This is a genomic window from Sulfitobacter sp. DSM 110093 (genome assembly GCF_022788715.1).
In the GTDB taxonomy this organism is placed as follows: domain Bacteria; phylum Pseudomonadota; class Alphaproteobacteria; order Rhodobacterales; family Rhodobacteraceae; genus Sulfitobacter.
The window spans coordinates 345,568-367,551 of sequence record NZ_CP085167.1; the positions used below are offsets into that span (position 1 = coordinate 345,568).

Consider the following 21,984-nt stretch of genomic DNA (forward strand, 5'->3'; position numbering starts at 1 on the left):
TTCGTGCGAAGAGCGGCGGATACGGCTCGCTTTGTTCTCGATGAGCATCATTGGAGCACCGGCCTCTGCGCCATCAATTCCACGCGGTCAAGCATGCGGCTGACAGTCCGCAGGCTGGGCGTTCGGCCAGCAGCGGCCATCCTGCGCTCGATGGCTTCCAGTGTGGCGTCGATGGCTAGTCGGGGGAGGCCCCGCTTCGCGCCCTGCTCTTCGACGAAGAACTGTAGCTGCGCTTGCGTCAGATCCGGCAGATCGAGCACGACGCAGCGGCTTATCAGAGGTGCGGGTAACCCCCACTGGCTGTTGGCGGTCATCACCCAGTTCGTCCAGGACATGTCGACACGGATTTGATAGTAGGGGCATTCCCAGGTTTCGGCTGTCATCCGTTCGAGGAGGGGTAACAAGGCATCGGTTAGCGTATGACGCGATCCCTGTTTCGATTGGACATTCCCAGATTTCTCCACCTCGTCAATGATCACGATGGGCCCGGCATGCCGCTCTCGCAGGGCGGTCTGCATCAGCTTGCCTGGCGCAGCGCTGCTCCAGCCGCGTTGTGCGCCGACCAGGGAGAAGGCAGCAGGCTCTCCCGTAGCATCGATGGAAGTAGTCGGCACCCCGAGATGATGCGCAAGGCGGCGCGCCCAGAAGCTCTTGCCGATGCCGGGAGAGCCGACCAGCACCAGCGGGTCGAACCGTAGTCCGGGCAATTCCTTGCGGGCCGAAGCTCTCAGGCCATGCCAGACGACTTCCGTGGCCGGGGCCATCCACGGCATTTCTGCGTGAAGCGCGGCCGCGATTTCGTCCGCCTCATGTTCCGTCTCGATCCGGGCAACCGGCAGGCCGCCGCGCAACGGCGTCAGCAAGGCCGCGTCGCGCTCTGGCAGATGCTGTACTCCGGTGGAGCTATGCAGCCGCTCGAGATACCGCATCGCCCGCCGCCTGATCCTCGCCGTATCGGCGTCGGTGATCAGGTCGTAGATGCTCTCTGGTGTCCCGTCGGCCACCCTTTGCGGTTCACGATTGGTCAAGTCCATTCGGATCTCGCGCAGCTTCTGTGTGAGCCGCTCGGTCAGATCCGACAGGCGCGGGATGTTGTCGATGAATTTGATCGTGCTGAACGGGATCGTGGTCGTCGCAAGTGTCATGGCGGAGTCCTTTCATGGCGCGGTGTGAAGGCCGCGGCGGTGCTCCCGGGCCGTTCAGGCCTGAAAGACGGGGGGTGAAAGGTTCCGGAACCTTGGTGTCACCCAGTGAAAGGAAATCGATCTCGCTGTCAAATCAGCGCAAAAGTGACCAGTACAGGTGAAGTCTCCCCCTGATCGAAGCAAGACACAACTATCTGAAATTGAAATATAAATTTTGATTTTGCGGCACCTTGGGCCTCGTTTTGCGCAGACTATTGCTTGTTTTTGCGCAGACATTGGCTTTCGTTGGCACTAGTTAGTATATTATTGGCGACCCCGGCAGGATTCGAACCTGCAACCTGCCCCTTAGGAGGGGGCTGCTCTATCCAGTTGAGCCACGGGGCCGACAGGGGCGGTTTATCGCAAGCACGGGGCGATGTCATCGGCAGAATGGCAACCGATTGGACCTGCTTCGCAGTACTGCGGCGGCAGTGCTTGATCGCGCGTCTCGCTTCGCGCTAACTATGGCAGAGGCAAACAGGAAAACTAAATTGACCACACCCCCCAAACGCCCGTTGACCCTGCGCGATGTATCCGATGCATGCGGCGTTTCCGAGATGACGGTCAGCCGTGTGCTGCGCAAGCGTGGTGACGTATCCGACGCCACCCGCGACCGCGTGCTTGCTGCTGCCAAGGCCCTTGGCTATGTGCCAAACCAGATCGCCGGATCGTTGGCCAGCCAACGGGTGAACCTCGTTGCCGTCGTGATCCCTTCGCTGGGCAATATGGTGTTTCCCGAAGTGCTGAACGGCATCAATCAGGTTCTTGAAGATACACCGCTTCAGCCGGTCGTAGGGGTCACCGACTACCTGCCCGAGAAGGAAGAACGGGTGCTGTATGAGATGTTGTCGTGGCGGCCTTCGGGGGTGATCATCGCCGGGCTTGAGCATTCCGAGGCAACGCGCGCCATGCTGCGCAATGCGGGCATTCCGGTGGTTGAGATTATGGACACCGATGGCAAACCGATTGACGCGATGGTGGGTATTTCGCACCGCCGCGCGGGGCGCGAGATGGCGCAGGCGATCCTGCGCGAAGGCTATGAGCGGATCGGCTTTATGGGCACGAAAATGCCGCTCGATCACCGCGCCCGCAAACGGTTTGAAGGCTTCACCGAAGGGCTGGCCAAGGCAGGGGTCGAGATCGAAGACCGCGCCTTTTACTCTGGCGGTTCGGCTTTGGCCAAGGGGCGCGAGATGACGCAAGAAATGCTCGAACGGTCGCCCGACCTAGATTTTCTTTATTATTCCAACGACATGATCGGCGCGGGCGGGTTGTTGCATCTGATCGACCAGGGCATCGACATTCCCGGTCAAATTGGCCTCGCCGGATTTAACAACGTCGAATTGCTGCAAGGCCTGCCGCGTCAATTGGCAACGATGGATGCTTGCCGGAACGAGATAGGCCAAGCCGCCGCGCGGATCATCCTCAACCAGACGGTCCCCGACCCGGACCCCGAGGTGCAGTCCCAGATCACCCTTACCCCGACCCTATCGCTGGGCGATACCCTGCGCCGCCGCCGTCCGGGGTGACCCGCCCAACGCTTGGCAATGCCGCCGCACGGCGGTTGTTTTTGGCGCGACACCTGCTGTCTGAGCCGCCACAGGGGCCGGCCAAGGGTGCGGCGCTGTTGAAGGTGATCCATGATTTGGGGTTCGTGCAGCTTGATAGCATCAACACCGTAGCGCGGGCGCATGACCTGATCCTTTTCGCCCGCCGCCCCCGCTATCGCCCGACAGCATTGAAACGGCTCTATGAAAAAGACCGCGCGCTGTTTGAGCATTGGACCCATGACGCCGCCGTCATCCCGATGAAATTCTACCCGCAGTGGCATCTGCGCCGAACGCGCGATGCGGCCAAGCTGTTAGAACGCTGGAAGAACTGGCAGCGCGGTGATTTCGAGGCGCAGTTAAAAAGCGTGATGGATCAGACCCGCGCCGAGGGGCCAGTGACCTCTTCAGATGTGGGACTTGACGAACCGCGCAGCAGCGGGGGCTGGTGGGAATGGCATCCGTCGAAAACCGCGCTGGAGTATCTTTGGCGCAGCGGTGAATTGGCAGTGGCGGGGCGCGAGGGGTTTCGCAAGCGCTATGATCTGACGGAACGAGTGGTGCCCGCCGCCCTACATGATCCGGCCCATGCCCCCGATACCGCGCAGACCATTGACTGGTGTTGCGATCAGGCACTGGCGCGGTTGGGCTTTGCCACGGCGGGCGAATTGGCCGCCTTCTGGGCGCATATTTCGCCAGCCGAGGCGCGGGGATGGTGTGCGGCTGAGCTGGCTGCCGGACGGCTAGAAGAGATCGACATCGAGGCCGCTGATGGCAGCCTGAAGCCCGCCTTTATCCGCCCCGGTTGGGCCGATGACCCCGCCCTCACCCGTGGTCCACCCAAACGGCTGCGCGTGCTCAGCCCGTTCGACCCGGCCCTGCGGGACCGCAAGCGCGCGGCAAGGCTTTTCGGTTTCGACTATCGGATCGAGGTTTTCGTGCCCGAGGCGCAGCGCAAATACGGCTACTATGTCTTTCCTTTGCTTCAGGGCGACAGGTTGGTGGGCCGCGTCGATATGAAAGCGCACCGCGATGTGGACACCTTGCGCATCAACGCGCTCTGGCCCGAGCGTGGCGTTCGCTGGGGCAAGCTACGGCAAGAAGCGTTTGAGGCGGAACTGCACCGCCTTCTGCCGCTTGCCGGGGTCAGTCAGATGCACTTCGCCGAAGGCTGGCTGCGCGATCCGGTCTAGGCGAAACGGGGCGGCAGCAGGCCTGCGTGAAACCAGTTGAGATAGCTGTGGATTGAATGCACGGTCCGCCCAGTCGCCAACGCGATGTCAGGCGCATAGGGCACCATATTCGTGCATTCCAACAGTATAGCACCAACATCTGCATGGGCGTCTACCAATCGCAGCGCCGCCTGCACCATCTCGGCCCGCGCCTGTGCGATATCAAGCTCGGGGAGATTGCCAAGGATGGTCTGCGCAAAGCTGCTGCCCTCTAACCCCACCACCGGGCTGCCATCAGGCACACCAGCGGCGCGCAGATGGGCGGACGACAATGAGCCCGCTGAGATCGTCAAAATCCCCACCCGCTGCTCTGGCGGAAGACAGGCGCTGATCTGGCCCGCTTGCTCAAGCGCCGAGGCGGCAACAGGCACGCCAAGCGCTTCGGCCAGCCGAGGCCGGATCAGCGCCAAGAACCCGCAGGTGGTGGCGATGCCGGTGCAGCCTTCGGCAACCAACGCCCGCCCCGCCGCGATAAACGCCTGCACAAAGGGTTCGATATCGTCGCATACAATCGCTTCGGGCGTTGCGCCGGGCACAACCGCATAGCGCACCGGAAACGGCCAACTGCCCGCATTGCCGACATCCCCCAGAATTCGAGGGAACCGCGTATCAAGCATCAGTATCCCCAGCCGCGCGTCTGTATCTTTCACCGTCAGCCCTCCAATTAGGCGTATCACGACAACCGAATAATGGCCATTTCGAAAAAATAAGCCATTGATATCGCTTACAAGGAATTGAATTTCGGCCACCTAATTGGCTATTTTGCAATCAAAAGGAGCCCTTTCTATGCAAACGTAAAATGCCGAATTTTCAAGGCACAAGCCTTAAGTCTGAAACCTTCTACTGCGATCATTCGCACAAAAAAAGACCGCCCTGTCGGACGGTCTCAAGATTCCCCTTTTAGCAACTGTATTTCTCAAGCGCTCTGAGTGCGCCATTTCTGATCTGCTTTCACGAGCGCATTGACGATTGTGACGAGTTTTCGCGCAACGGCTGTGATGATAACCTTGTGTGATTTTCCGGCGTTGCGCAGTCGATCGGCGAAGATTCTGAGGACTGGGTTGTGATGGCTGGCAACGAGGGCAGCTTGGAACATGACATGCCGAAGCAGTCGTCGACCACCGGCAATTGCACGCTTGCCGCGCATCGCGCCGCTGTCGTGGGCAATGGGGGCAAGGCCCGTGAGCGCTGCGGCCTGCTCGCCTGAGATTTGGCCGAGTTCGGGCATCTCGGCGATCAACATGGTGCTGGCGACAGGGCCAATGCCAGGAACGGAGCGCAAGATGTTGGCGGTTTTGGCAAGCGTTTCATCCGCCGCAATGGCCTGTTCGATCTGAGCCTCAAGGTCTGCTATTTGGTGGTCGAGAAGGGTTTTCAACTCATCATCCATACTCGCAAATATGTCAGACGACCCCAACTTCCCATGCGCCTTGACCTGCGCCAGAAGTCGCTTCCGCGTTTCCACGAGCTGACCGCGTTTTGATACCAAGGCTCTGAGAACGCGTATCTTTTCGTGCGGCAGGTTGCGCCCGGCATCAGGTCTGAAGACCATGAACCGCGCGATAAGCTCCGCGTCGATCCGGTCCGTCTTGGCGCGTGTGCCACGGCTGGCGGCGAAGGCTTTGATCTGAGCGGGTGGCAATTGCCGTGTCGCGATTGCTGCGGCATCCAGAGCAGACCACAAGCGCCATTCTTGCCCACCAGTCGCCTCAAAGCACACAAGCGCGTTGAGTGAAGCCGCCAGGTCGGCAATCTGCGCGTGGCCTTCCTCAGTGTTGGGCAGGCGCTGTCGCTGTCCGCCTGGCAGGCAGTGAATATCCAGCCAATCGCGGCTGACATCTGTGCCGATGATCGCAGAGTGTGTTAACTTATCCATGTTCTCTTCCTTCTGGTCCGTGGTCCTGATTGGCCACATTCAACTGTTCGAGATGATGAAGAGAGACGGCGCTGGCTCGCTAGCAAACGTGGTCAAACCCACAAGGCTCAGACGCCATACACCGCCCCGTCAGCGACCTCGGCCAAGGCGGCTGACGGGGGCAACATAGCAAAACTGAGATACAGAAGGGTCAGGACTCGTTCTCGTTTCATCGCCAGAACATGACGATTGCGGCGAGAGCTATGGCTGAGCCGAATACCGCCGGGCATCTATCATATCTGATTGCGACACGACGCCAGTCCTTTAGCCTGCCGAACATGATCTCAATGCGGTTGCGGCGTTTGGAGCGGCGCTTGTCATATTTGACGGGGATCTTGCGTTGTTTTCGTCCGGGGGGCCAGGGGCGTATCCCTTTGTCTTCCAACGCTTCCCTGAGCCAATCTGCATTATAGCCGCGATCTCCGAGCAACCAATCGACGTTCGGCAGGCTGCTGAGCAGCGCCTTCATGCCGCCCCTGGTGCGACCGATCAGGCGGCCACGCCCCCCTTTTTTGCGCCCAGGCTGGACGGGATGCGATAGGCTTTCAGATATGTCGCATTGTAGATTTCCACGCAGAAGTGAGCCGGGTTTTCCATCGAGATTTGAGCCACCTTTAAGTTATGTTTCGGGTGTCAGGCTCTGGTCAATGCATGATTGTCCTCCCTCTTTTTCTGCGCCGCTACGGCTGCACTGGCTTTGAAGCGGAAGCTATCGTTTCCGGTCTCCAAGATGTGGCAACGGTGGGTTAGGCGGTCGAGGAGTGCGGTCGTCATCTTAGGATCGCCGAAGACGGTAGCCCATTCGCTGAAGCTCAGGTTCGTGGTGATGACGACGCTGGTGCGCTCGTAGAGTTTGCTGAGCAGATGGAAGAGCAGCGCGCCGCCTGATGCACTGAACGGCAGGTAGCCAAGTTCGTCCAGGATCACGAGATCCAGGCGGACGAGGCTTTCGGCAAGATGCCCAGCTTTGCCTTTTGCCTTCTCTTGCTCGAGCGTGTTGACGAGCTCGATGGTCGAGAAGAAGCGAACCTTGCGGCGGTGATGTTCGACAGCCTGCACGCCAAGGGCTGTCGCGACATGCGTTTTGCCGGTGCCGGGGCCACCGATCAGCACAACGTTCTGGGCACCATCCATGAACTCGCAGCGATGCAGCTGCCTTACAGTGGCCTCGTTGATCTCACTGGCCGCAAAGTCGAAGCCTGACAGATCTTTATAAGCCGGGAAGCGTGCGGCTTTCATGTGATATGCAATGGAGCGCACCTCCCGTTCTGCGACCTCAGCCTTCAACAACTGGGCAAGCATCGGCACCGCAGCGTCGAATGCTGGTGCGCCTTGTTCCATGAGGTCGGTGACAGCTTGCGCCATGCCGTGCATCTTCAGGCTGCGGAGCATGATGATGATGGCGCCGCTGGCGGGATCATGACGCATGATGACCTCCGGCGGTCCGGGCCCGCAGACCATCATAGCGTTCGACATTGGCTTCTGGTTCGCGCTGAAGGATCAGCGCCTGCGGCGTATCGATGTCGGGCCCGCCGACCGTCTTTCCGTCGATAAGACGGTGCAGAAGGTTCAGCACATGGGTCTTGGTCGCGACACCTTCAGCCAGGGCCATTTCCACGGCGACCAGCACAGCCTGTTCGTCGTGATGCAGAACCAGCGCCAAGATGTCGACCATCTCCCGGTCACCGCCGGGGCGACGCAACATGAGATCTTGCAGCTGCTTGAGGGCTGGAGGGAATTCGGAAAAGGGGGCACCGTTCCGCAAGGCACCGGGCTTGCGCTGGAGAACGGCCAGGTAATGCCGCCAGTTGTAAATCGTGCGTGGTGGCAATTGGTGGCTGCGCTGGATCACCCGCGTATGTTCGCACAGGATCTGTCCTTCGGCGGCGATCACCAGACGTTCAGGATAAACCCGCAAGCTCACCGGGCGGTTCGCAAATGACGCTGGAACGCTGTAGCGATTGCGTTCAAAGCTGATCAGACAGGTCGGCGATACCCGCTTGCTATGCTCGACAAAGCCATCGAATGCGGGTGGTAATGGCATCAGAGCTGCTTGTTCGGCGGCCTAAACGTCAGCAACGCTCCCGGGTAATGCTGCGTGCGGGATCTTACCCCATAATACGACACACTGCTGTTCCAGCCAGTCGTTCAGAGCCGCAAGATCGGGGAAGTCCGGCATGGGTTGCCACAGTCGATGTCGGGAAACCTGCACGTTCTTCTCGACCTGCCCCTTCTCCCAGCCTGCGGCCGGATTGCAGAACGCTGGCCCAAATACATAGTGGTTCGCCATTGCGAGAAAGCGCATGTTGACCTGTCGCTCCTTTCCGCGACCGACGCGATCGACTGCCGTCTTCATATTGTCGTAAATCCCGCGCCCCGGGATGCCACCGAAGACCCGGAACCCATGCCAATGAGCGTCGAACAGCATCTCATGCGTTTGTAGCAGATAGGCTCGGACCAGAAAGGCACGGCTGTGCGACAGCTTGATGTGGGCGACTTGCAGCTTCGTGCGCTCACCACCCAGAACGGCAAAATCCTCGCTCCAGTCGAACTGGAACGCCTCGCCCGGGCGGAACGAAAGCGGCACAAAGGTGCCGCGCCCCGTCGTCTGCTGATCCCGTTGCCGATCGGCCCGCCACTCACGCGCAAAAGCCGCAACCCGGCCGTAGGACCCGTCAAATCCGAGAACCATCAGATCGGCATGCAATTGCTTCAGCGTGCGCCGCTGCTTGCGCGACTTGCCGGCCTCCGCCTTCAGCCACCCGGTCAGCTTGTCGACGAACGGATCGAGCTTACTTTGCCGCTCCGGCGTCGTGAACTGCGGCTCGATCGTGCCCGCGTTCAAATATTTGGTGATGGTGTTGCGCGACATCCCCGTGCGACGCGCGATCTCGCGGGTCGATAGTTTCTCGCGCAGTGCCATACGTCGAATGATGTTCAAAAGTCCCATGTGTATCACTCCAATGTCCCCCGTTGCGCATCGCGCTGGAGGAAAGGTCACATGGCTCAAATCTCAGTGGAAATTATCTGCTCACCCGGCTCACTTCTGCGTGGAAATCTACACAGCAGGGGCATCTTCTGCATCTTGCGCATGCCCAGCAGCGTCGCCCCCAAGAATGAGGTCACCGGCACGCAGCTTTTATCGCTATCTGACACCATGGTCAGTTTGCCGCTGCGGGCATTGGTTCCGCTGGTCATGTAGGTGACGCGTCGCCCAGCCACCACAAGGTCCGTTGGGGGCTGATCGGGCGCAGGCCGGGCCAGACGCAACTTGTGCCGCAAAAAGCCTTCGATCAGAATTGGGTTTGGGCAGGCTGCGGTGAGGCCAAGGCTCAGTAACCGTTCAATACCGATCCGATCGGCACGGGTCAGTTGGAACCTTCCTCTAAGTGGTGGGCATCTCAAAGAGATTGGATATGCACCGCCGAGAGGCAGGTGCAGTGGTGAAGAAATAGGCATGATGGTCCCCCGGAAAGGATCGAAGTCTCAATAAATGATTTGAGAGGCCCCGGGGGTCGAAGAAACGCTTAGGCGTTCGCCACCCGGGGACGGGGGCGGTTCAGAAGCAGAAACCGAAAATGATTCTCGTGCGTAACCATGGGCCAAGCCTACCCTTTAGTTAAGGGCTGTCAGTCTACATCGGATTAGGCAATCGTTGCGTTGTCTTTTTTGGTGTCGGACGGCGGAATTGTTTGATGTGGCGAGGTCCGAACGTTAAGAACAACGTCCGATTTTTGCCAGTTCGATCGCTTACCCTTCATGGGAGCCAATGCCCGCTAGGGTGCGGAAACGGCAGCCTGTATCATCGGCAGAAAGTCGATCATTCGCTTCATGTCACAAAAACCACTGTGAGCGAGTATCTGGTTATGCGTGGCTCATCTGGTGCAAGCGCGACACGTGTCAGCGCTTTCTGCCGCGTCCTTTGACGGCGCAAGGTTGCATCGGTGTCGCTCAAACGCTGTGCTGCGGCCCATCGAACTTGTTGTTTCTCTCGGGGCCACCCGCGTGATCGACTGGGCTTATGAGGAATGAGAGCCCAGGTCCGATCATATTAGTTGATCCCTTCAGTAAGCATTCGATTCAGCCCGGCAACGTCACAACAATCGGTCCACGTTCTGTTGCAACGACCGTGTGTTCGAATTGGACGACAGGCGCGGCGGGTTCGCTATAAAGTGTCCATTCGTCATCGCGCTCCCTTGCCCAAAGGCCGCCTAAGGACAGGAACGGTTCGACCGTCAACACCAACCCACTGCTTATGCGGCGTTTGTCGCCCCGCGTGGGCCAAGTCGCGATTTCGGTCGGGTATTCGTGGAGCGATCGTCCGACGCCGTGACTGGCAAGGTTCTGGATAAGCGTGTAGCCGCGGTGCGACGCAAATTTACCTATTGCTTTACCAATGCCCGCAATTGGCTTGTGACTGCCAACTTGATCAATTCCGATCTTCATCGCGCGTTTTCCATCCCTGCACAGGCGATCCAGAGAGGGTTTGACCGCCCCGACACGGAAAGTCGCGCCGGTGTCAGCAAAAAAGCCATTCTTTGACGCCGACACGTCGATGTTTACCAGATCCCCGGTGCGGATGACGCGCTCGCCGGGGATGCCGTGTGCGATTTCTTCATTTACACTAATGCAGGTCGTTCCCGGGAAGTCATAAACTTGGTTAGGCGCAGATACCGCCCCTTCAAGTTCCAGATGCGCGCGGCCGATATCATCAAGCTCTTGCGTCTTCATGCCCGGCTTCATCGCCTTAGCCATCAGCTGCATCGTGTTCGCGACGATCCGGCCAATTTCTTTAAGACCATTAAGTTCATCTTCATGTGTGATCGTCATGGGGTGTCCTAAGGTTGGTCAACTTGATCGGCATCGTACCGTTTCGTAAGTGACTTGTCCCGCGCGTCCTTATGGACCCAAAATCCGGTTGCCGGCGCGCGAAGCTGCGGAAAAGCCCGTCGCCTACGAACTAAATTCGGAGCGCCTTGGCCTGTCTGCGCCAGGTCTAACAGACTCTATTGCGGTTCTGGACCTGCTCTATCGCTCCGCAGAGGCTAAGCATGGCGATGACGTGAAACCACACTACCTAGCGGATGTTAAAAAAGCACTGTCCCCCTTTGGGACGGAACAACAGTCGTTCAAATCAATTGAGCTTCATGTGCTTGGTATTTGAAGTGGCTGAAAAGTGGATCGCATATGGCAGCCTCATGATTTTGTGGGACAACTTGCAGGCTCGAACACCGCCGGGGGCGCCATCTGATTGATGAACTAACCTGCGGCTTTTCTGATTTTTGCACACGTCGGGCCAAATCTGAAAATGATGGAAAAGGCTTGGGGGCGTGAACCGATCGTATGGGCCGTTACGCTATATTTCATACGCGCTGTAACGCTGGCTGATCTTTCCAAACGCGAAACTTGTACACGTATCGCGCAGATATCCAGAAATTCTGTCGTATAGCGGGCCCCGGTTTGGGCCCGCTACTGTGGTATCGTGGCAAATTACATTGCTGGCAGGATGGTGATGTCGCGGATCATGCCGTCGACGCCTTCGATCATGCCTGTTTCGGTGGCGGCACCTGTCTCCAGATCAACGGAGTAAAGCGTGTTGCCGTTGACCAACCATGCCATGTTTTCCATCTCGGCAGTGGTTTGGATGTCGAATGCGTAGGCCGCTTCGGGGGCGTCGATGCCCAGCTTGCCGATCGCGCCCAATGTGCCGTCGTTGGGGGAAACCTGTTGGATCACGGCAACGATGGTCGAGTCGATGTCGAACATCGCGGTGCTGTCGGGTTTGCCGTAGCTGTTGATGTAAGCGGCGGCGGCAATCGCGGGTGTTTCGCCGACGTGCATGTCACCGGTTTCCCAGTCAAGGCTGCCATCGACGGTCACGGCGCCGGAATCAACGTCAACGCGGTGGTTGGTCGTACCGGTCATAAAGCGCAGTTTGTCGGCCATTGGGTTGAAATCAACGATGACGGGTTGGTCTTCGACTGGCAGCGGCGTGTCCATCATCGACATTTCTGTCGCTTCGCCAGACGCGGGATCAATGCTCACGATCTGCATGTCAGGTGTGACGCCGATCAATGTGTTGTTGGAAGGGCGCAGGTCAAGGCCAAGCAGGCTGTCAACGCCGGTTACATCCATCGTGCCCGAAACGGCCAGGGTTTCTGTGTCGAACATGACCAATGTCTTTTCACCGACAAGGCCAACCGCCGGTGCCGCGACGGCGGCCGAAAGCGACAGGGTCAAAGCTGTGGTGGAGAAAGCTGCGATACGAAGCATGGTTAAATTCCCTTTGTTTGGACTTCAAAAGCACGGCGGTTATCGCCGTCCATATCTCGAAGACACGCCAGCCCGAAAATTGGATGCAGGTTTTTTGAAAAATTGCATCCGCATCGCTTCGCCGGGTGTCTTCAGGGGTAAGAGAGGTTAAATCTATGCAGAATTTAACGGTCGCATTCGCGTTGCCACGACAGGCTTTCCCTTTCATTCCGACGGGGTTGCCCATTACGGTGTGGGAATTCAGGGAGGAGTCCATTTTGGCTAAAGATACGGACGCAGACGCGCGGTCCACTCTGCTTTCGCGGGCGCTTGCCGATTGTGCTGCGGGTAATCAGGCTGGTGTCGATGCCATTCTTGAGAGCGAGGGTAGACAGCTTTTGGGTGTCGCGCAGCGTATTCTGGCCCGCCGCGATCTGGCCGAAGAGGCGCTTCAGGATGCCATGCTGCAAGTGTGGCGTAAGGCCAAACAGTTCAACGCCAGTAGCGGCTCTGCACGTGGCTGGATCTATGCGATATTGCGCAATCGTTGTTTGAATATTCTGCGGGGGGGCAAGCGGCTTAGCACGCTGGCTCCGGCCGATCTTGCGACATTGCAAGAAAGCCGCCAGCAGATCGTGCCTGAGGAAGGCTGGGAAATCCTCGCCGGGCCGAGCCGCATTCGTGATTGCCTTGGCGGGTTAGACAGTCAAAGCCGCCATGCAATTCTGCTGGCTCATGTCGCAGGCTACAGTCACGCCGAAATCTCAACGAGGCAGGATGTGCCCCTTGGTACGATCAAGTCTTTGATCCGTAGGGGTTTACAGGCTCTGAAGGAGTGTTTGTCATGACCGATCTATCAGCAGAGATCATCGCCCTTTCAGACGAATATGTTCTGGGCCTTCTATCGCCTACCGAAGCCGCGCTGGTGGAAGAGATTATGGCCCGCGATATCGAGTTGGCACAGCGTGTCGGTGACCTGCGCGACCGTCTATTGCCGCTTGATCTGTCTGCGGCTCCGGTGGACCTGCCGGATGGCTTTGGCGTGCAAGTTGCAGAACAGTTGGCCAACAAAGACCAATTACCCAAGATGCAATTTGCCGGGGTCCCGACAGAAAAACCCGCGAACCAGCCCGCCGCGCCCAAGCCTTGGCTAGCCGGGGTGTTGGCCGCTTCGGTTACGGGCATTGCTGTGGGTTTTGGGGTTGCGTGGATGCAGCCGACACCAGCGCCCAAGGTCGTTGCCGTTTTGATGGATGCCCAAGGCGTGCCGCAGGCGGTTGTCGACGATTATGGTGATGATACGGCAACCGTCCGTTTCGTGGCGGATGTGCCCGTGCCCGCAGACCGAAGTTTGCAGGTCTGGACCCTGCCATCAGCCGACATGGGCCCAACATCACTTGGTGTGTTGACAGGCGCAGGGGCGGCGCAGTTGTCATTTGACGATCTGCCGGACCCAAGCGCCGAACAGCTTTATGAGGTTACGCTTGAACCTCTTGGAGGGTCTCCGACCGGTCGCCCGACGGGACCGATCATCGGGAAAGGGTTCGCGGCGGAACAGACCTAACCTGCTGTAGAGAGCGCTTGGAGCCTGTTGGTTGGCCATAGGGCGGGTCAGCGCATCGCAGGCCTTTTGCGATGCGGAAACGGTCTTCAAGCGGCATAACAGGGACACAGGCTTAACAAGGCCGTGAGCTCGCGTCTCAAACAGCAGGCCAGCGCCCCTTGCTGCTTGAAATCCCCACCCGGTCTGTCAGATTGCCCGCGATATAATTAGGAATGGCAGAGGCTTCAATGAAGACAGGAACATATGTGATCGGGGCGGCATTGCTGGTCGTCGCCGGCTGTACAGTACCCGCAACTGGGCCAGAGGGCAAACCTGCCCGCGTAGGCAAAGTGTCAGAGGCGGTGGTTAACCTCGCCGCGCCAAACCAAGACTTGTCCACGGCGCGTTTGCTGCCCGAAGATGGTTGTTATTGGTACGAACATAACGGCCCGGTTGAGACAACTTTGGTGCCGCTGCGCGCGGTGGGCGGCAACCCGATCTGCACCAAAAGCGCGGCCTGAATTTAGGTCTGAATTGCTAACGGGGGGCCGCTACTGGGTGGCCCCCCGTTTGTCGCTATCGCTTAACTGCGCGCGACAACGCTTTCTTCTGCCGAGTACAGGTAGGCCGTCGAGCCGGTCCGCACATTCGGGTAAAGCTGATTGATATGCGCCATGATCATCCGCACACAGCCCGAGCTTGCCCGGCCACCGATGCTTTGCGGCTGGGGGGTGCCGTGGATGCGCAGATAGGTGTCGCGGTTGCCTTCGAATAGATACAGCGCACGCGAGCCGAGCGGGTTTTCCGGGCCGGGTGGTACGCCGTCTTCAAGGCCAGCATAGAGTTCTGGGTCGCGCTTAATCATGTTTTGGGTGGGTGTCCAATGCGGCCATTCCACCTTGCGCTTGATCGTATAAGTGCCGGGCTCGTAAAGGTTGCCGCGCGCAATCGCCACGCCGTAACGCATCGCGGTGCCACCTTCTTCGATGTGGTAAACATAGCGCGCAACGGCGTCCACGTGAACGTCGCCGACCCGTAGGTTATCATTGGCAACCACGCGTTGCGGCAAGAAGCGCGGGTGTACACCCCATGGGTTGCTGGTGGCCGGGTCAAAGCCTGCCGGGGTGATCCGTGCGTCCCACGCGGCCTTCTCTGCGCCGGTGGGGCGGGTGCGGGCCATCAGCGGCGTGGCGATGGCGCCGGAAAAAAGCGCGGTGGTTGTCTGAATGAAATGTCGTCGTGTCAGCATGTATTCGCTCCGTAATTGCGCCACTGCCGAAGGCAGACGCATATGCGTGTATGAGGGACTAACGGCCTTTCCCCGCTGGAGGTTCAAGGAAGAAGGTGTTTGCTAAAGCAAATGTGATTAAAAACACACGGTTTTTGGCGCGACTGAGGCCAGCGAGGCCGATAAAACAAGGGTTTTCGCTTAGTAATTAAACCTATGTTAACTTTAGCCAGTCCCGGAACTGGGCTATTGTACTGATATGTTGAAAAGCACCCAGAGCGTAGCGCTCGACGCCAGCCATTTTGAATTGATAGAGGCAATGACCGATGAGGTCGTGATCCTTGACGCCACGGGAACGATTGTGGCGGCCAATACGGCTTGGAAACTCTTTTGCGAAGAAAACGGCGGTGACCTGAAGTCGCATTATGTGGGGGCCAATTACTTCGACATCTGCAAAATGGCTGTGTTGGACGCCGTGTTGCAGGCCGAGGCCGTTTTGGACGGACTTCGGACAGCGCTGAAAACCGGCGCGTCTTTTGAGGGGGAGTACCCCTGCGATGGTCCGGGCGTGCGGCGTTGGTTTCAACTGAATGCCAACCGTATGGCGATCCGGGGGGTGCCTTGTTTGCTGCTTCAGCACCGCAATGTGACCACGCGGCGTATGGCCCATGGCGATATTGAGCGCGCCCATGTGCAGGCCGAGACCTTCGCCGCGCTGGTCGCCACCACAGGCGAAGCGATCCTGACCTATGATCTGGAAGGGTGCATCATCAGTTGGAACCCGGCGGCAGAGCGGCTTTATGGCTATACCGAACAGGAGGCTTTGGGCCAGTCGGTTGAGTTGCTCTATCCGCAGGATTGGCCAACCAGCGTGCTTGAGTATCGCGATCAGATCGTGGCGGGAAATCTGCGCCAGTTCGATGCAGTACGTATCGCCAAGGATGGCACAAAGCGCCATGTGACGATTGCCTGCACGCCCATTCGCACGCTCTCTGGCGACATCGTTTCGATCTCAAACATTCACCATGATGTGACGGCCACGCGGAAGGCTGAGGAGGTGCGCGATCTGGTGTCGCGTGAAGTTATTCACCGGGCAAAGAATATGCTGTCATTGGTCACAGCGATGCAGCGCCAAACGGCCAATTCTGCCAAATCACTGGCCGAGTTTAACAAATCCTTCGGGGATCGCATTCAGGCGCTTGCCCGTTCGACTGACTTATTGGTTGATGGGGGGTGGTCGTCTGTTGACCTAGAACAGTTGGTTCGGGCGCAGTTGGACCCGTTTTTGCACGGTCAAGACGACGTTATTGATGTGACCGGTCCCCCCGTTTCACTGGGCCCACAGGCATTGCAGTTGATCGGTATGGCGCTGCATGAACTGGCGACCAATTCCACAAAATACGGTGTGATGAGCGACGGGCACGGGCATATCGCCTGCCAGTGGTCTTATACAGAAAAGGGCGGGCTGCGCTTTCAGTGGGCAGAAACGGGGATCACCCTTGATCCTTCGCTTAAGAAAACGACAGGCTTTGGCAGCAAAGTCCTTTCGGTTCTGGCACCTGCCATGGTCAACGGGTCAGCAGATACCGTGACCAGTGAAAACACATTGACATGGACGGTCACGATCCCGGCCGCGCATCTAAGTAGCCCCGGCTGAAAGCCGTCGAAAAGGACGTGCCTGTCGCGCGCGACGAAGTGGGCGCAACCTGTTTCTCGTGGAACTATTTACACTGGTTGCGGAACTCTCCTGCGCTGGAAACTTGTTTCCTCCTCAGCAATGCGTCTTAAACGCGTAAATTGGAGGATATGATGGCCGATGGTCATAGCAAGACTGCAACCCTTTACCGGATGGTGATGGAGCAACATCTCTGCCCCTACGGATTGAAATCGAAAGACCTGTTGGAACGGCAGGGCTATACCATTGACGATCACCACCTTACGACCCGTGAAGAGACGGATGCCTTCATGGCGAAAGAAGGGGTCGATACCACTCCGCAGACCTATATCGACGGCGAGCGGATCGGTGGGTACGATGATCTGCGCGTCCATTTTGGCTTGGATAAACCCAAAGACGAACAATCAGACACTAGCTATCAGCCTGTTATCGCAATTTTTGGTGTGGCTTTTCTAATGGCGTTGGGCTTGTCGTGGTATGCTTTTGACACGATCCTTACCTTGCGTGCCTTCGAGTGGTTCATCTCAATATCCATGTGTTTCTTAGCCGTGCAAAAACTGCAGAACATCGAGAGCTTTTCGACGATGTTTTTGAATTACGATCTGCTGGCGCAGCGTTGGGTGCCCTATGGAAAGGTCTATCCCTTTGGCGAGGCACTGGCGGGTATCTTGATGACCGCGGGTGCATTGACCTGGCTATCGGCCCCGGTCGCGCTCGTAATCGGCTCGATTGGTGCGGTGTCGGTGATCAAGGCGGTCTATGTCGATAAACGCGAACTTAAATGCGCCTGCGTGGGCGGGGCCAGCAATGTCCCTCTGGGGTTTGTGTCGCTTACCGAGAATGTCATGATGTTGGGGATGGGGATCTGGATGTTGATCAAGGTCTATAGCTAAGCAAATCCGTTGCCGCGGTACGATCTCTGACACTGCGTCTTGATACGAGAGGGAAACTGGTCGGGCTGAGAGGATTCGAACCTCCGACCCCCTGCTCCCGAAGCAGGTGCGCTACCAGGCTGCGCTACAGCCCGACCGATGCGCTGCGCATAGCGTAGCTTGGTAAGTTTGGCAAATGCAGTCTGGTCAAGGATGGGAAGGGCTGCATTGGGTTGGCAGGGTGGAATTGAGGGCGCTGCCCCCGCAGCCTGCGGCTGCACCCCCGCGGGTATTTAAGAAAGGATGAAGGGGAGGGGGGCGAGGCGGTAAACCTCGCCCGCGTTTGTTAGAGGCTCGCGTCGAGGGCCTTTAGGATCGCGTTGCCCATTTCCTCGGTCGTGATCGGGGTGCCGCCTTCGGGGCCCATCAGATCGGGGGTGCGGGCGCCGTCGGCCAGTGCCTGTTCGACGGCTTTTTCCAGACGCGCGGCTTCGTCACCTTGGTCGAAGGAATAGCGCAGTGCCATGGCGAAGCTGAGGATGCAGGCGATTGGGTTCGCTTTGCCTTGGCCTGCGATGTCGGGGGCTGAACCGTGGACGGGCTCGTAAAGCGCCTTGGGGCGGCCATCGGCATTGGGCGCGCCGAGGCTGGCGGAGGGCAGCATGCCGAGGCTGCCCGTGAGCATCGCGGCGCAGTCGCTGAGGATGTCGCCAAAGAGGTTATCGGTGACGATGACGTCGAACTGTTTGGGCGCGCGGACCAGTTGCATGGCGCCGTTGTCGGCGTACATGTGGCTGAGCTCAACGTCGGGGTATTCGGCATCGCGGACCCGTTGGGTGACTTCGCGCCACAGGATGCCGCTTTCCATGACATTGGCTTTTTCCATCGAGCAGACCTTGCTGCTACGGCGGCGGGCGAGTTCAAATGCTGAGCGGGCGACGCGCTCAATCTCGCTTTCGGTATAGCGCTGCGTGTTGATGCCGACGCGCTCGTTGCCTTCTTCGAAAATGCCGCGCGGTTCGCCGAAGTAAACGCCGGAGGTCAGTTCGCGAACGATCATGATGTCGAGGCCCGCGACGATGTCTTTCTTCAACGACGAGAAATCGGCCAGTGCGTCAAAGCACTGCGCGGGGCGCAGGTTGGAGAAAAGGTCCATTTCCTTGCGCAGACGCAAAAGGCCACGTTCGGGTTTCACCGAGAAGTCGAGGTCGTCGTATTTCGGGCCGCCAACGGCACCCAGAAGCACCGCATCGACTTCGAGGGCGCGGGTCATCGTGTCGTCGTGCAGGGGCGTGCCGTGTTTGTCATAGGCCGCGCCGCCGACCAGATCATGCTCTACGTCGAAGGCCAGATCGCGCTTTTCGCCGAACCAGTCGATGATGCGCGTGACCTGCGCCATGACCTCGGGGCCGATGCCGTCGCCGGGGAGGATGAGCAAGGATGGGTTGGCCATGGGAAACTCCTGAAAATACTATTGCTGATGGGTAGCCTGCGGGTTCCGAAGGGTCAAGATAGCGGGGCTTAACGGGTGAGATCGACCCAAACCAGCGCATGGCGGCTGGCGGCGTCGCCCTTGGGCCAAATCAGGCCTGCGTCGGCCACCTGCCAGTCGCGGGAGGGCAGGATATAGTCGACCCGCATCGGGCCGGTTTGGGACCAGTTGACTGTGGATTGCCCGGACAGCGGGTCTTGTAGGGCTGGGTGGGACAGCAGGGCGGCAATGGCGTCGCCGCGTCCGTCGCCGCGTTTGGGGTCGAGGTTGGCATCGCCGAGCAGGACGAAATGGTCAGGGGGCGGGGTGCCGATGTTTCTATCGAGGTGGTGAGACCAGAAGGCTGTTTCATCGTGGTTGCGCCGGCCATTGCGGTCTTCGGGGCCATCGAAGACGGGCGGGGTGGCGTGATAGGTCAGCAGGGTGACGGGGCCGTCGGGTGTCTGGATGGGCAAAGACCAATGGCTGTTGGACGACAGGCGCTGTGTGGCATGGGCCTCTGCTCCTGCGAAGGGGGTGCCGTCGACCATAGGGTAGAGCGTGCCGGGGAGGTCGCGCCAGAGAAGGGTGCTGAAGTCCTGCAGGTTTTCTAGCTGGATGGGATAGCGCGAGAGGATCGCCATGGCGCCTTGGCCAAAGAAGCGACCATAGCCTTGTGCGTCGCGGGGGCTGCCGAGTTCGCCGTCTCCGTCGAGATCGACATCGCTTTGACGGCCAGCGTTGGGTGGTCCGGCGAAGTGGTAGGGGTAGGACGTGCCAGCGGCGGTGAGGGCGTCGGCAAGGGCGTTGAGGGCGCTGCGTTCGAGATCGTAGTCGATGCCTTGGAGGGCGATGATATCGGGATTGGCGGCGGTGATGGTTTGCACCACCGACGATACGCTTGGGTCATTGCCGCGCAAGATGTCGCGCAGCAGAATGCCGGGCCCTTTGCGTGACAATTCGGTGTTGAAGGTGGCGATGCGCAGTGGCTCGGCCTGCGCGAAACCGGTCAGCAGGAAAAACGCCAGCAGCAGGCGGATCAGGCGGATCAGGCGGCCTGCATATGCGCTTCGGCGTAGGCGCGGCGGCGTTTGTCGTGGATCATCTCGGCCACGCGCCCCATGGCGATGCCCCGCATGATCATACTGGCCGGAAGGAATGCCCATGCGCTTATTGTCCAGATCATGGTTTGCGGATTGCTCAGTGAGATCGGATCTAGCAGATCGGCAGTGGCTTTGACCACTGCGGGGATTATGAAGGGCAACAAGAACCCAAGCGCGATGTTGATCCGCGCGTCGCGTTGCAGGCGGTAGAGCACGTCGCCACCAGCGGTTGGGTCAAAGAGCGGCAGGTTTACCCAAACGTTAAATGCGCCTTGGCGGGCAGGCCAGCCCATGACGCGCACCAGCAGCACAAAGGTCGCCAGTGCGATGAGCGAGACGAGGTAGGCCAGCCCTGCTGCCGTGCGGATCAGATTGACGGACTCATAGGACGCATCGACGGGCATCATCAGCACCACCAGCCGTACCGGAGAATAGGGGAAGTCGAGCGCATTGCCCAAGATTGTGCCGAGGGAGGTCAACGCGCCTGTCAGCAGAGTGGCGGAGACTTGGCCTCGTGCGATCAGCGACAGCACGACTATGGTGAAAAGCAGGCTGATAAACCGCAAGCGATTGAACGGCGGCGCATCGCGGAATTCGACGATGCTAGGCTGGCGCGAGTTGTACTCTAAGAACGTTAAGATCGCCGCGACAAAAGCGAGAAGCACGGTGATCTGGCTCGATTCCGCATCGGCACCCGGCAAAAGCAGGGCGGGGGTGGCTATCAATAGCGCCACCAATAGGCCACGCGTCGCCGCGCCTGTCATTCGTCCGATCACTGCTCTGCCCTTTCAAACTGGCCAGCCGCGATACGATGCCGCGTGCTTGTTCCAACTTGATGGCCCCATTTGATGGGGCTCGCCTCATTCTTGTCCAATTTTTGCCTTCTTTCCGAGCGCGCCTCAAGGCTCCGCGTGGAGAAGAGCAGGGTTATGGGGTATTTTGAGGGAAAGGGTGGTGCGATCTTGCATCAATTAGATGGCGGTTTAATGGCAAGTCGCAACATCTTGTGGGCGCTGAATTTACGCCCACAAGTTGAGTTTGGAAGCCGCGCTTAGACCCAAGGACGGCTTTGGTTGAGCGAATCCTCATAGGTGTCGATCGCCGTGCCCTTCTCAAGTGTCAGGCCAATGTCGTCCAGACCGTTGAGCAAGCAGTGCTTTTTGAAGGCGTCGACCTCAAACGGAAATTTCTCGCCGTCAGATGTTGTGATGGTTTGACCTTCAAGGTCGATGGTCATCCGCGCGTTTGAGCCTTTTTCGGCGTCCTTCATCAACACGTCGACCTGTTCTTGCGGGAGGGCGATGGGCAGGATGCCGTTCTTGAAGCAATTGTTGTGAAAGATATCGGCAAAGCTGGGTGCAATAACGCAGCGGATGCCGAAATCCTTGATCGCCCAAGGCGCGTGTTCGCGCGAAGAGCCACAGCCGAAGTTGTCGCCCGCGACGAGGATCTGAGCGTCGCGGTATTGCGGTTGATTCAGCACGAAATCGGGGATTTCATTTCCTTCGCGGTCATAGCGCATTTCGTCGAACAGGTTCACGCCAAGGCCGGAGCGTTTGATCGTCTTGAGGAAGACTTTGGGGATGATCATGTCCGTGTCGATGTTCACCAGCGGCATGGGAGCCGCGGTGCCGGTGATTTCTGTAAACTTTTCCATCGGGGTATCCTTCGGAGAGTGCGGGAACTGCGCCGCCGACCGGCGCGTTATTTGCAATTAGGTAATCAGGAGGGCATGGCATGTCGTACCAAACTGGCACGAAAGTGGAATGGGACTGGGGCAATGGCACCGGGACCGGCAAGATCGTCAAGAAATACACGCAGAAGATCACGTTGAAGCTGCAGGGCAGCGAGGTGACCCGCAAAGCGAGTGATGACGAACCGGCTTATAAAATCGAACAGGACGACGGCAGCGAAGTGCTGAAGTCCGGCAGTGAGCTGCGCAAGGCCGACTGAGCCCTGCGC

20 protein-coding genes, 2 tRNA genes and 2 pseudogenes are annotated in these 21,984 nt (G+C 58.7%); 8 read left to right on the top strand and 16 right to left on the bottom strand.

Going from position 1 to position 21,984, the window contains the following annotated elements:
- Positions 1 to 47: 47 nt before the first annotated feature.
- Together DSM110093_RS01625 and DSM110093_RS01630 are read right to left on the bottom strand one after the other, a co-directional pair.
- Positions 48 to 1,145, bottom strand: a complete 1,098-nt coding sequence (locus DSM110093_RS01625; RefSeq protein WP_243266411.1) for an AAA family ATPase — start codon at positions 1,143 to 1,145, stop codon at positions 48 to 50.
- A gap of 307 nt (positions 1,146 to 1,452) precedes the next feature.
- A tRNA-Arg gene (locus tag DSM110093_RS01630) sits at positions 1,453 to 1,529 on the bottom strand.
- A gap of 146 nt (positions 1,530 to 1,675) precedes the next feature.
- Between DSM110093_RS01630 and DSM110093_RS01635 the strand changes: the two genes are divergently transcribed.
- Together DSM110093_RS01635 and DSM110093_RS01640 are read left to right on the top strand one after the other, a co-directional pair.
- Positions 1,676 to 2,713 carry a LacI family DNA-binding transcriptional regulator gene (locus DSM110093_RS01635; protein ID WP_243266412.1) on the top strand — a complete coding sequence of 346 codons (1,038 nt, stop codon included), beginning with the start codon at positions 1,676 to 1,678 and terminating at the stop codon, positions 2,711 to 2,713.
- Entirely contained in the window at positions 2,710 to 3,924 is a 1,215-nt protein-coding gene (locus DSM110093_RS01640) for a crosslink repair DNA glycosylase YcaQ family protein (protein WP_243266413.1), read from the top strand. Before DSM110093_RS01635 ends, DSM110093_RS01640 begins: the two co-directional genes overlap by 4 nt.
- Here the strand turns inward: DSM110093_RS01640 and DSM110093_RS01645 are convergent.
- The 8 genes and pseudogenes from DSM110093_RS01645 to DSM110093_RS01680 form a co-directional block, all read right to left on the bottom strand.
- Positions 3,921 to 4,580 carry an aspartate/glutamate racemase family protein gene (locus DSM110093_RS01645; protein WP_243267650.1) on the bottom strand — a complete coding sequence of 220 codons (660 nt, stop codon included), beginning with the start codon at positions 4,578 to 4,580 and terminating at the stop codon, positions 3,921 to 3,923. The genes DSM110093_RS01640 and DSM110093_RS01645 overlap by 4 nt on opposite strands.
- A 299-nt stretch (positions 4,581 to 4,879) precedes the next feature.
- Positions 4,880 to 5,839, bottom strand: coding sequence for an IS110 family transposase (locus DSM110093_RS01650; protein WP_243265498.1), 960 nt, complete (start codon positions 5,837 to 5,839; stop codon positions 4,880 to 4,882).
- Between the two features lie 208 nt (positions 5,840 to 6,047).
- Positions 6,048 to 6,445: pseudogene (locus DSM110093_RS01655) on the bottom strand (transposase); the annotation flags it as partial.
- Between the two features lie 66 nt (positions 6,446 to 6,511).
- The gene (istB, locus tag DSM110093_RS01660) at positions 6,512 to 7,306 is read right to left on the bottom strand and encodes an IS21-like element helper ATPase IstB (protein WP_243265496.1); all 795 of its coding nucleotides are present in this window, start codon (positions 7,304 to 7,306) and stop codon (positions 6,512 to 6,514) included.
- Positions 7,296 to 8,828: pseudogene (istA, locus tag DSM110093_RS01665) on the bottom strand (IS21 family transposase). The gene istB and the pseudogene istA overlap by 11 nt, the downstream one beginning before the upstream one ends.
- Before the next feature lie 56 nt (positions 8,829 to 8,884).
- On the bottom strand, positions 8,885 to 9,337 hold the full coding sequence (locus DSM110093_RS01670) for a hypothetical protein (RefSeq protein WP_243266414.1): 453 nt from the start codon (positions 9,335 to 9,337) through the stop codon (positions 8,885 to 8,887).
- A gap of 621 nt (positions 9,338 to 9,958) precedes the next feature.
- Positions 9,959 to 10,708 carry a type I methionyl aminopeptidase gene (gene map / locus DSM110093_RS01675; RefSeq protein ID WP_243266415.1) on the bottom strand — a complete coding sequence of 250 codons (750 nt, stop codon included), beginning with the start codon at positions 10,706 to 10,708 and terminating at the stop codon, positions 9,959 to 9,961.
- A gap of 660 nt (positions 10,709 to 11,368) precedes the next feature.
- A complete protein-coding gene (locus DSM110093_RS01680) occupies positions 11,369 to 12,151 on the bottom strand; it encodes a DUF4394 domain-containing protein (protein WP_243266416.1) in 783 nt (260 codons plus the stop codon).
- Positions 12,152 to 12,408: 257 nt separating this feature from the next.
- Between DSM110093_RS01680 and DSM110093_RS01685 the strand changes: the two genes are divergently transcribed.
- The 3 genes from DSM110093_RS01685 (at position 12,409) to DSM110093_RS01695 (ending at position 14,194) form a co-directional block, all read left to right on the top strand.
- Positions 12,409 to 12,978: a sigma-70 family RNA polymerase sigma factor gene (locus DSM110093_RS01685; RefSeq protein WP_243266417.1), complete on the top strand. Its 570-nt coding sequence runs from the start codon at positions 12,409 to 12,411 to the stop codon at positions 12,976 to 12,978.
- On the top strand, positions 12,975 to 13,694 hold the full coding sequence (locus DSM110093_RS01690; protein WP_243266418.1) for an anti-sigma factor: 720 nt from the start codon (positions 12,975 to 12,977) through the stop codon (positions 13,692 to 13,694). The genes DSM110093_RS01685 and DSM110093_RS01690 overlap by 4 nt, the downstream gene beginning before the upstream one ends.
- A gap of 227 nt (positions 13,695 to 13,921) precedes the next feature.
- The gene (locus tag DSM110093_RS01695) at positions 13,922 to 14,194 is read left to right on the top strand and encodes a hypothetical protein (protein ID WP_243266419.1); all 273 of its coding nucleotides are present in this window, start codon (positions 13,922 to 13,924) and stop codon (positions 14,192 to 14,194) included.
- A gap of 62 nt (positions 14,195 to 14,256) precedes the next feature.
- Here the strand turns inward: DSM110093_RS01695 and DSM110093_RS01700 are convergent, their stop codons facing one another.
- Positions 14,257 to 14,922 (bottom strand): L,D-transpeptidase, encoded by a 666-nt coding sequence (locus DSM110093_RS01700; protein WP_243266420.1) that lies wholly within the window; start codon positions 14,920 to 14,922, stop codon positions 14,257 to 14,259.
- A 298-nt stretch (positions 14,923 to 15,220) separates the two neighbouring features.
- Between DSM110093_RS01700 and DSM110093_RS01705 the strand changes: the two genes are divergently transcribed.
- Together DSM110093_RS01705 and DSM110093_RS01710 are read left to right on the top strand one after the other, a co-directional pair.
- The gene (locus DSM110093_RS01705) at positions 15,221 to 16,558 is read left to right on the top strand and encodes a PAS domain S-box protein (RefSeq protein ID WP_243266421.1); all 1,338 of its coding nucleotides are present in this window, start codon (positions 15,221 to 15,223) and stop codon (positions 16,556 to 16,558) included.
- 149 nt (positions 16,559 to 16,707) lie between these two features.
- Positions 16,708 to 17,469, top strand: a complete 762-nt coding sequence (locus DSM110093_RS01710) for a glutaredoxin (RefSeq protein ID WP_243266422.1) — start codon at positions 16,708 to 16,710, stop codon at positions 17,467 to 17,469.
- Positions 17,470 to 17,526: 57 nt separating this feature from the next.
- Here DSM110093_RS01710 and DSM110093_RS01715 read toward each other — a convergent pair.
- The 5 genes from DSM110093_RS01715 to leuD form a co-directional block, all read right to left on the bottom strand.
- A tRNA-Pro gene (locus DSM110093_RS01715) sits at positions 17,527 to 17,603 on the bottom strand.
- A 191-nt stretch (positions 17,604 to 17,794) separates the two neighbouring features.
- A complete protein-coding gene (leuB, locus tag DSM110093_RS01720; RefSeq protein ID WP_243266423.1) occupies positions 17,795 to 18,901 on the bottom strand; it encodes a 3-isopropylmalate dehydrogenase in 1,107 nt (368 codons plus the stop codon).
- Between the two features lie 68 nt (positions 18,902 to 18,969).
- Positions 18,970 to 20,085, bottom strand: coding sequence for an endonuclease/exonuclease/phosphatase family protein (locus DSM110093_RS01725; protein ID WP_243266424.1), 1,116 nt, complete (start codon positions 20,083 to 20,085; stop codon positions 18,970 to 18,972).
- The gene (locus DSM110093_RS01730; protein ID WP_243266425.1) at positions 19,968 to 20,798 is read right to left on the bottom strand and encodes a hypothetical protein; all 831 of its coding nucleotides are present in this window, start codon (positions 20,796 to 20,798) and stop codon (positions 19,968 to 19,970) included. The genes DSM110093_RS01725 and DSM110093_RS01730 overlap by 118 nt, the downstream gene beginning before the upstream one ends.
- A gap of 275 nt (positions 20,799 to 21,073) precedes the next feature.
- A complete protein-coding gene (gene leuD, locus DSM110093_RS01735) occupies positions 21,074 to 21,679 on the bottom strand; it encodes a 3-isopropylmalate dehydratase small subunit (RefSeq protein ID WP_243266426.1) in 606 nt (201 codons plus the stop codon).
- Positions 21,680 to 21,759: 80 nt separating this feature from the next.
- Here leuD and DSM110093_RS01740 point away from each other — a divergent pair, with 80 nt between their 5' ends.
- The gene (locus DSM110093_RS01740) at positions 21,760 to 21,975 is read left to right on the top strand and encodes a DUF2945 domain-containing protein (RefSeq protein WP_067268510.1); all 216 of its coding nucleotides are present in this window, start codon (positions 21,760 to 21,762) and stop codon (positions 21,973 to 21,975) included.
- Positions 21,976 to 21,984: the final 9 nt, after the last annotated feature.

What these genes read in the sequence shown, in the direction of transcription:
- DSM110093_RS01725 (WP_243266424.1), bottom strand. Translation starts at nt 20,085, where the DNA reads ATGGGCATTCCTTCCGGCCAGTATGATCATGCGGGGCATCGCCATGGG.
- DSM110093_RS01695 (WP_243266419.1), top strand. Translation starts at nt 13,922, where the DNA reads ATGAAGACAGGAACATATGTGATCGGGGCGGCATTGCTGGTCGTCGCC.
- DSM110093_RS01645 (WP_243267650.1), bottom strand. Translation starts at nt 4,580, where the DNA reads ATGCTTGATACGCGGTTCCCTCGAATTCTGGGGGATGTCGGCAATGCG.
- DSM110093_RS01710 (WP_243266422.1), top strand. Translation starts at nt 16,708, where the DNA reads ATGATGGCCGATGGTCATAGCAAGACTGCAACCCTTTACCGGATGGTG.
- DSM110093_RS01625 (WP_243266411.1), bottom strand. Translation starts at nt 1,145, where the DNA reads ATGACACTTGCGACGACCACGATCCCGTTCAGCACGATCAAATTCATC.
- istB (WP_243265496.1), bottom strand. Translation starts at nt 7,306, where the DNA reads ATGCGTCATGATCCCGCCAGCGGCGCCATCATCATCATGCTCCGCAGC.
- DSM110093_RS01705 (WP_243266421.1), top strand. Translation starts at nt 15,221, where the DNA reads ATGACCGATGAGGTCGTGATCCTTGACGCCACGGGAACGATTGTGGCG.
- map (WP_243266415.1), bottom strand. Translation starts at nt 10,708, where the DNA reads ATGACGATCACACATGAAGATGAACTTAATGGTCTTAAAGAAATTGGC.
- DSM110093_RS01680 (WP_243266416.1), bottom strand. Translation starts at nt 12,151, where the DNA reads ATGCTTCGTATCGCAGCTTTCTCCACCACAGCTTTGACCCTGTCGCTT.
- DSM110093_RS01700 (WP_243266420.1), bottom strand. Translation starts at nt 14,922, where the DNA reads ATGCTGACACGACGACATTTCATTCAGACAACCACCGCGCTTTTTTCC.
- DSM110093_RS01690 (WP_243266418.1), top strand. Translation starts at nt 12,975, where the DNA reads ATGACCGATCTATCAGCAGAGATCATCGCCCTTTCAGACGAATATGTT.
- leuB (WP_243266423.1), bottom strand. Translation starts at nt 18,901, where the DNA reads ATGGCCAACCCATCCTTGCTCATCCTCCCCGGCGACGGCATCGGCCCC.
- DSM110093_RS01740 (WP_067268510.1), top strand. Translation starts at nt 21,760, where the DNA reads ATGTCGTACCAAACTGGCACGAAAGTGGAATGGGACTGGGGCAATGGC.
- leuD (WP_243266426.1), bottom strand. Translation starts at nt 21,679, where the DNA reads ATGGAAAAGTTTACAGAAATCACCGGCACCGCGGCTCCCATGCCGCTG.
- DSM110093_RS01650 (WP_243265498.1), bottom strand. Translation starts at nt 5,839, where the DNA reads ATGGATAAGTTAACACACTCTGCGATCATCGGCACAGATGTCAGCCGC.
- DSM110093_RS01670 (WP_243266414.1), bottom strand. Translation starts at nt 9,337, where the DNA reads ATGCCTATTTCTTCACCACTGCACCTGCCTCTCGGCGGTGCATATCCA.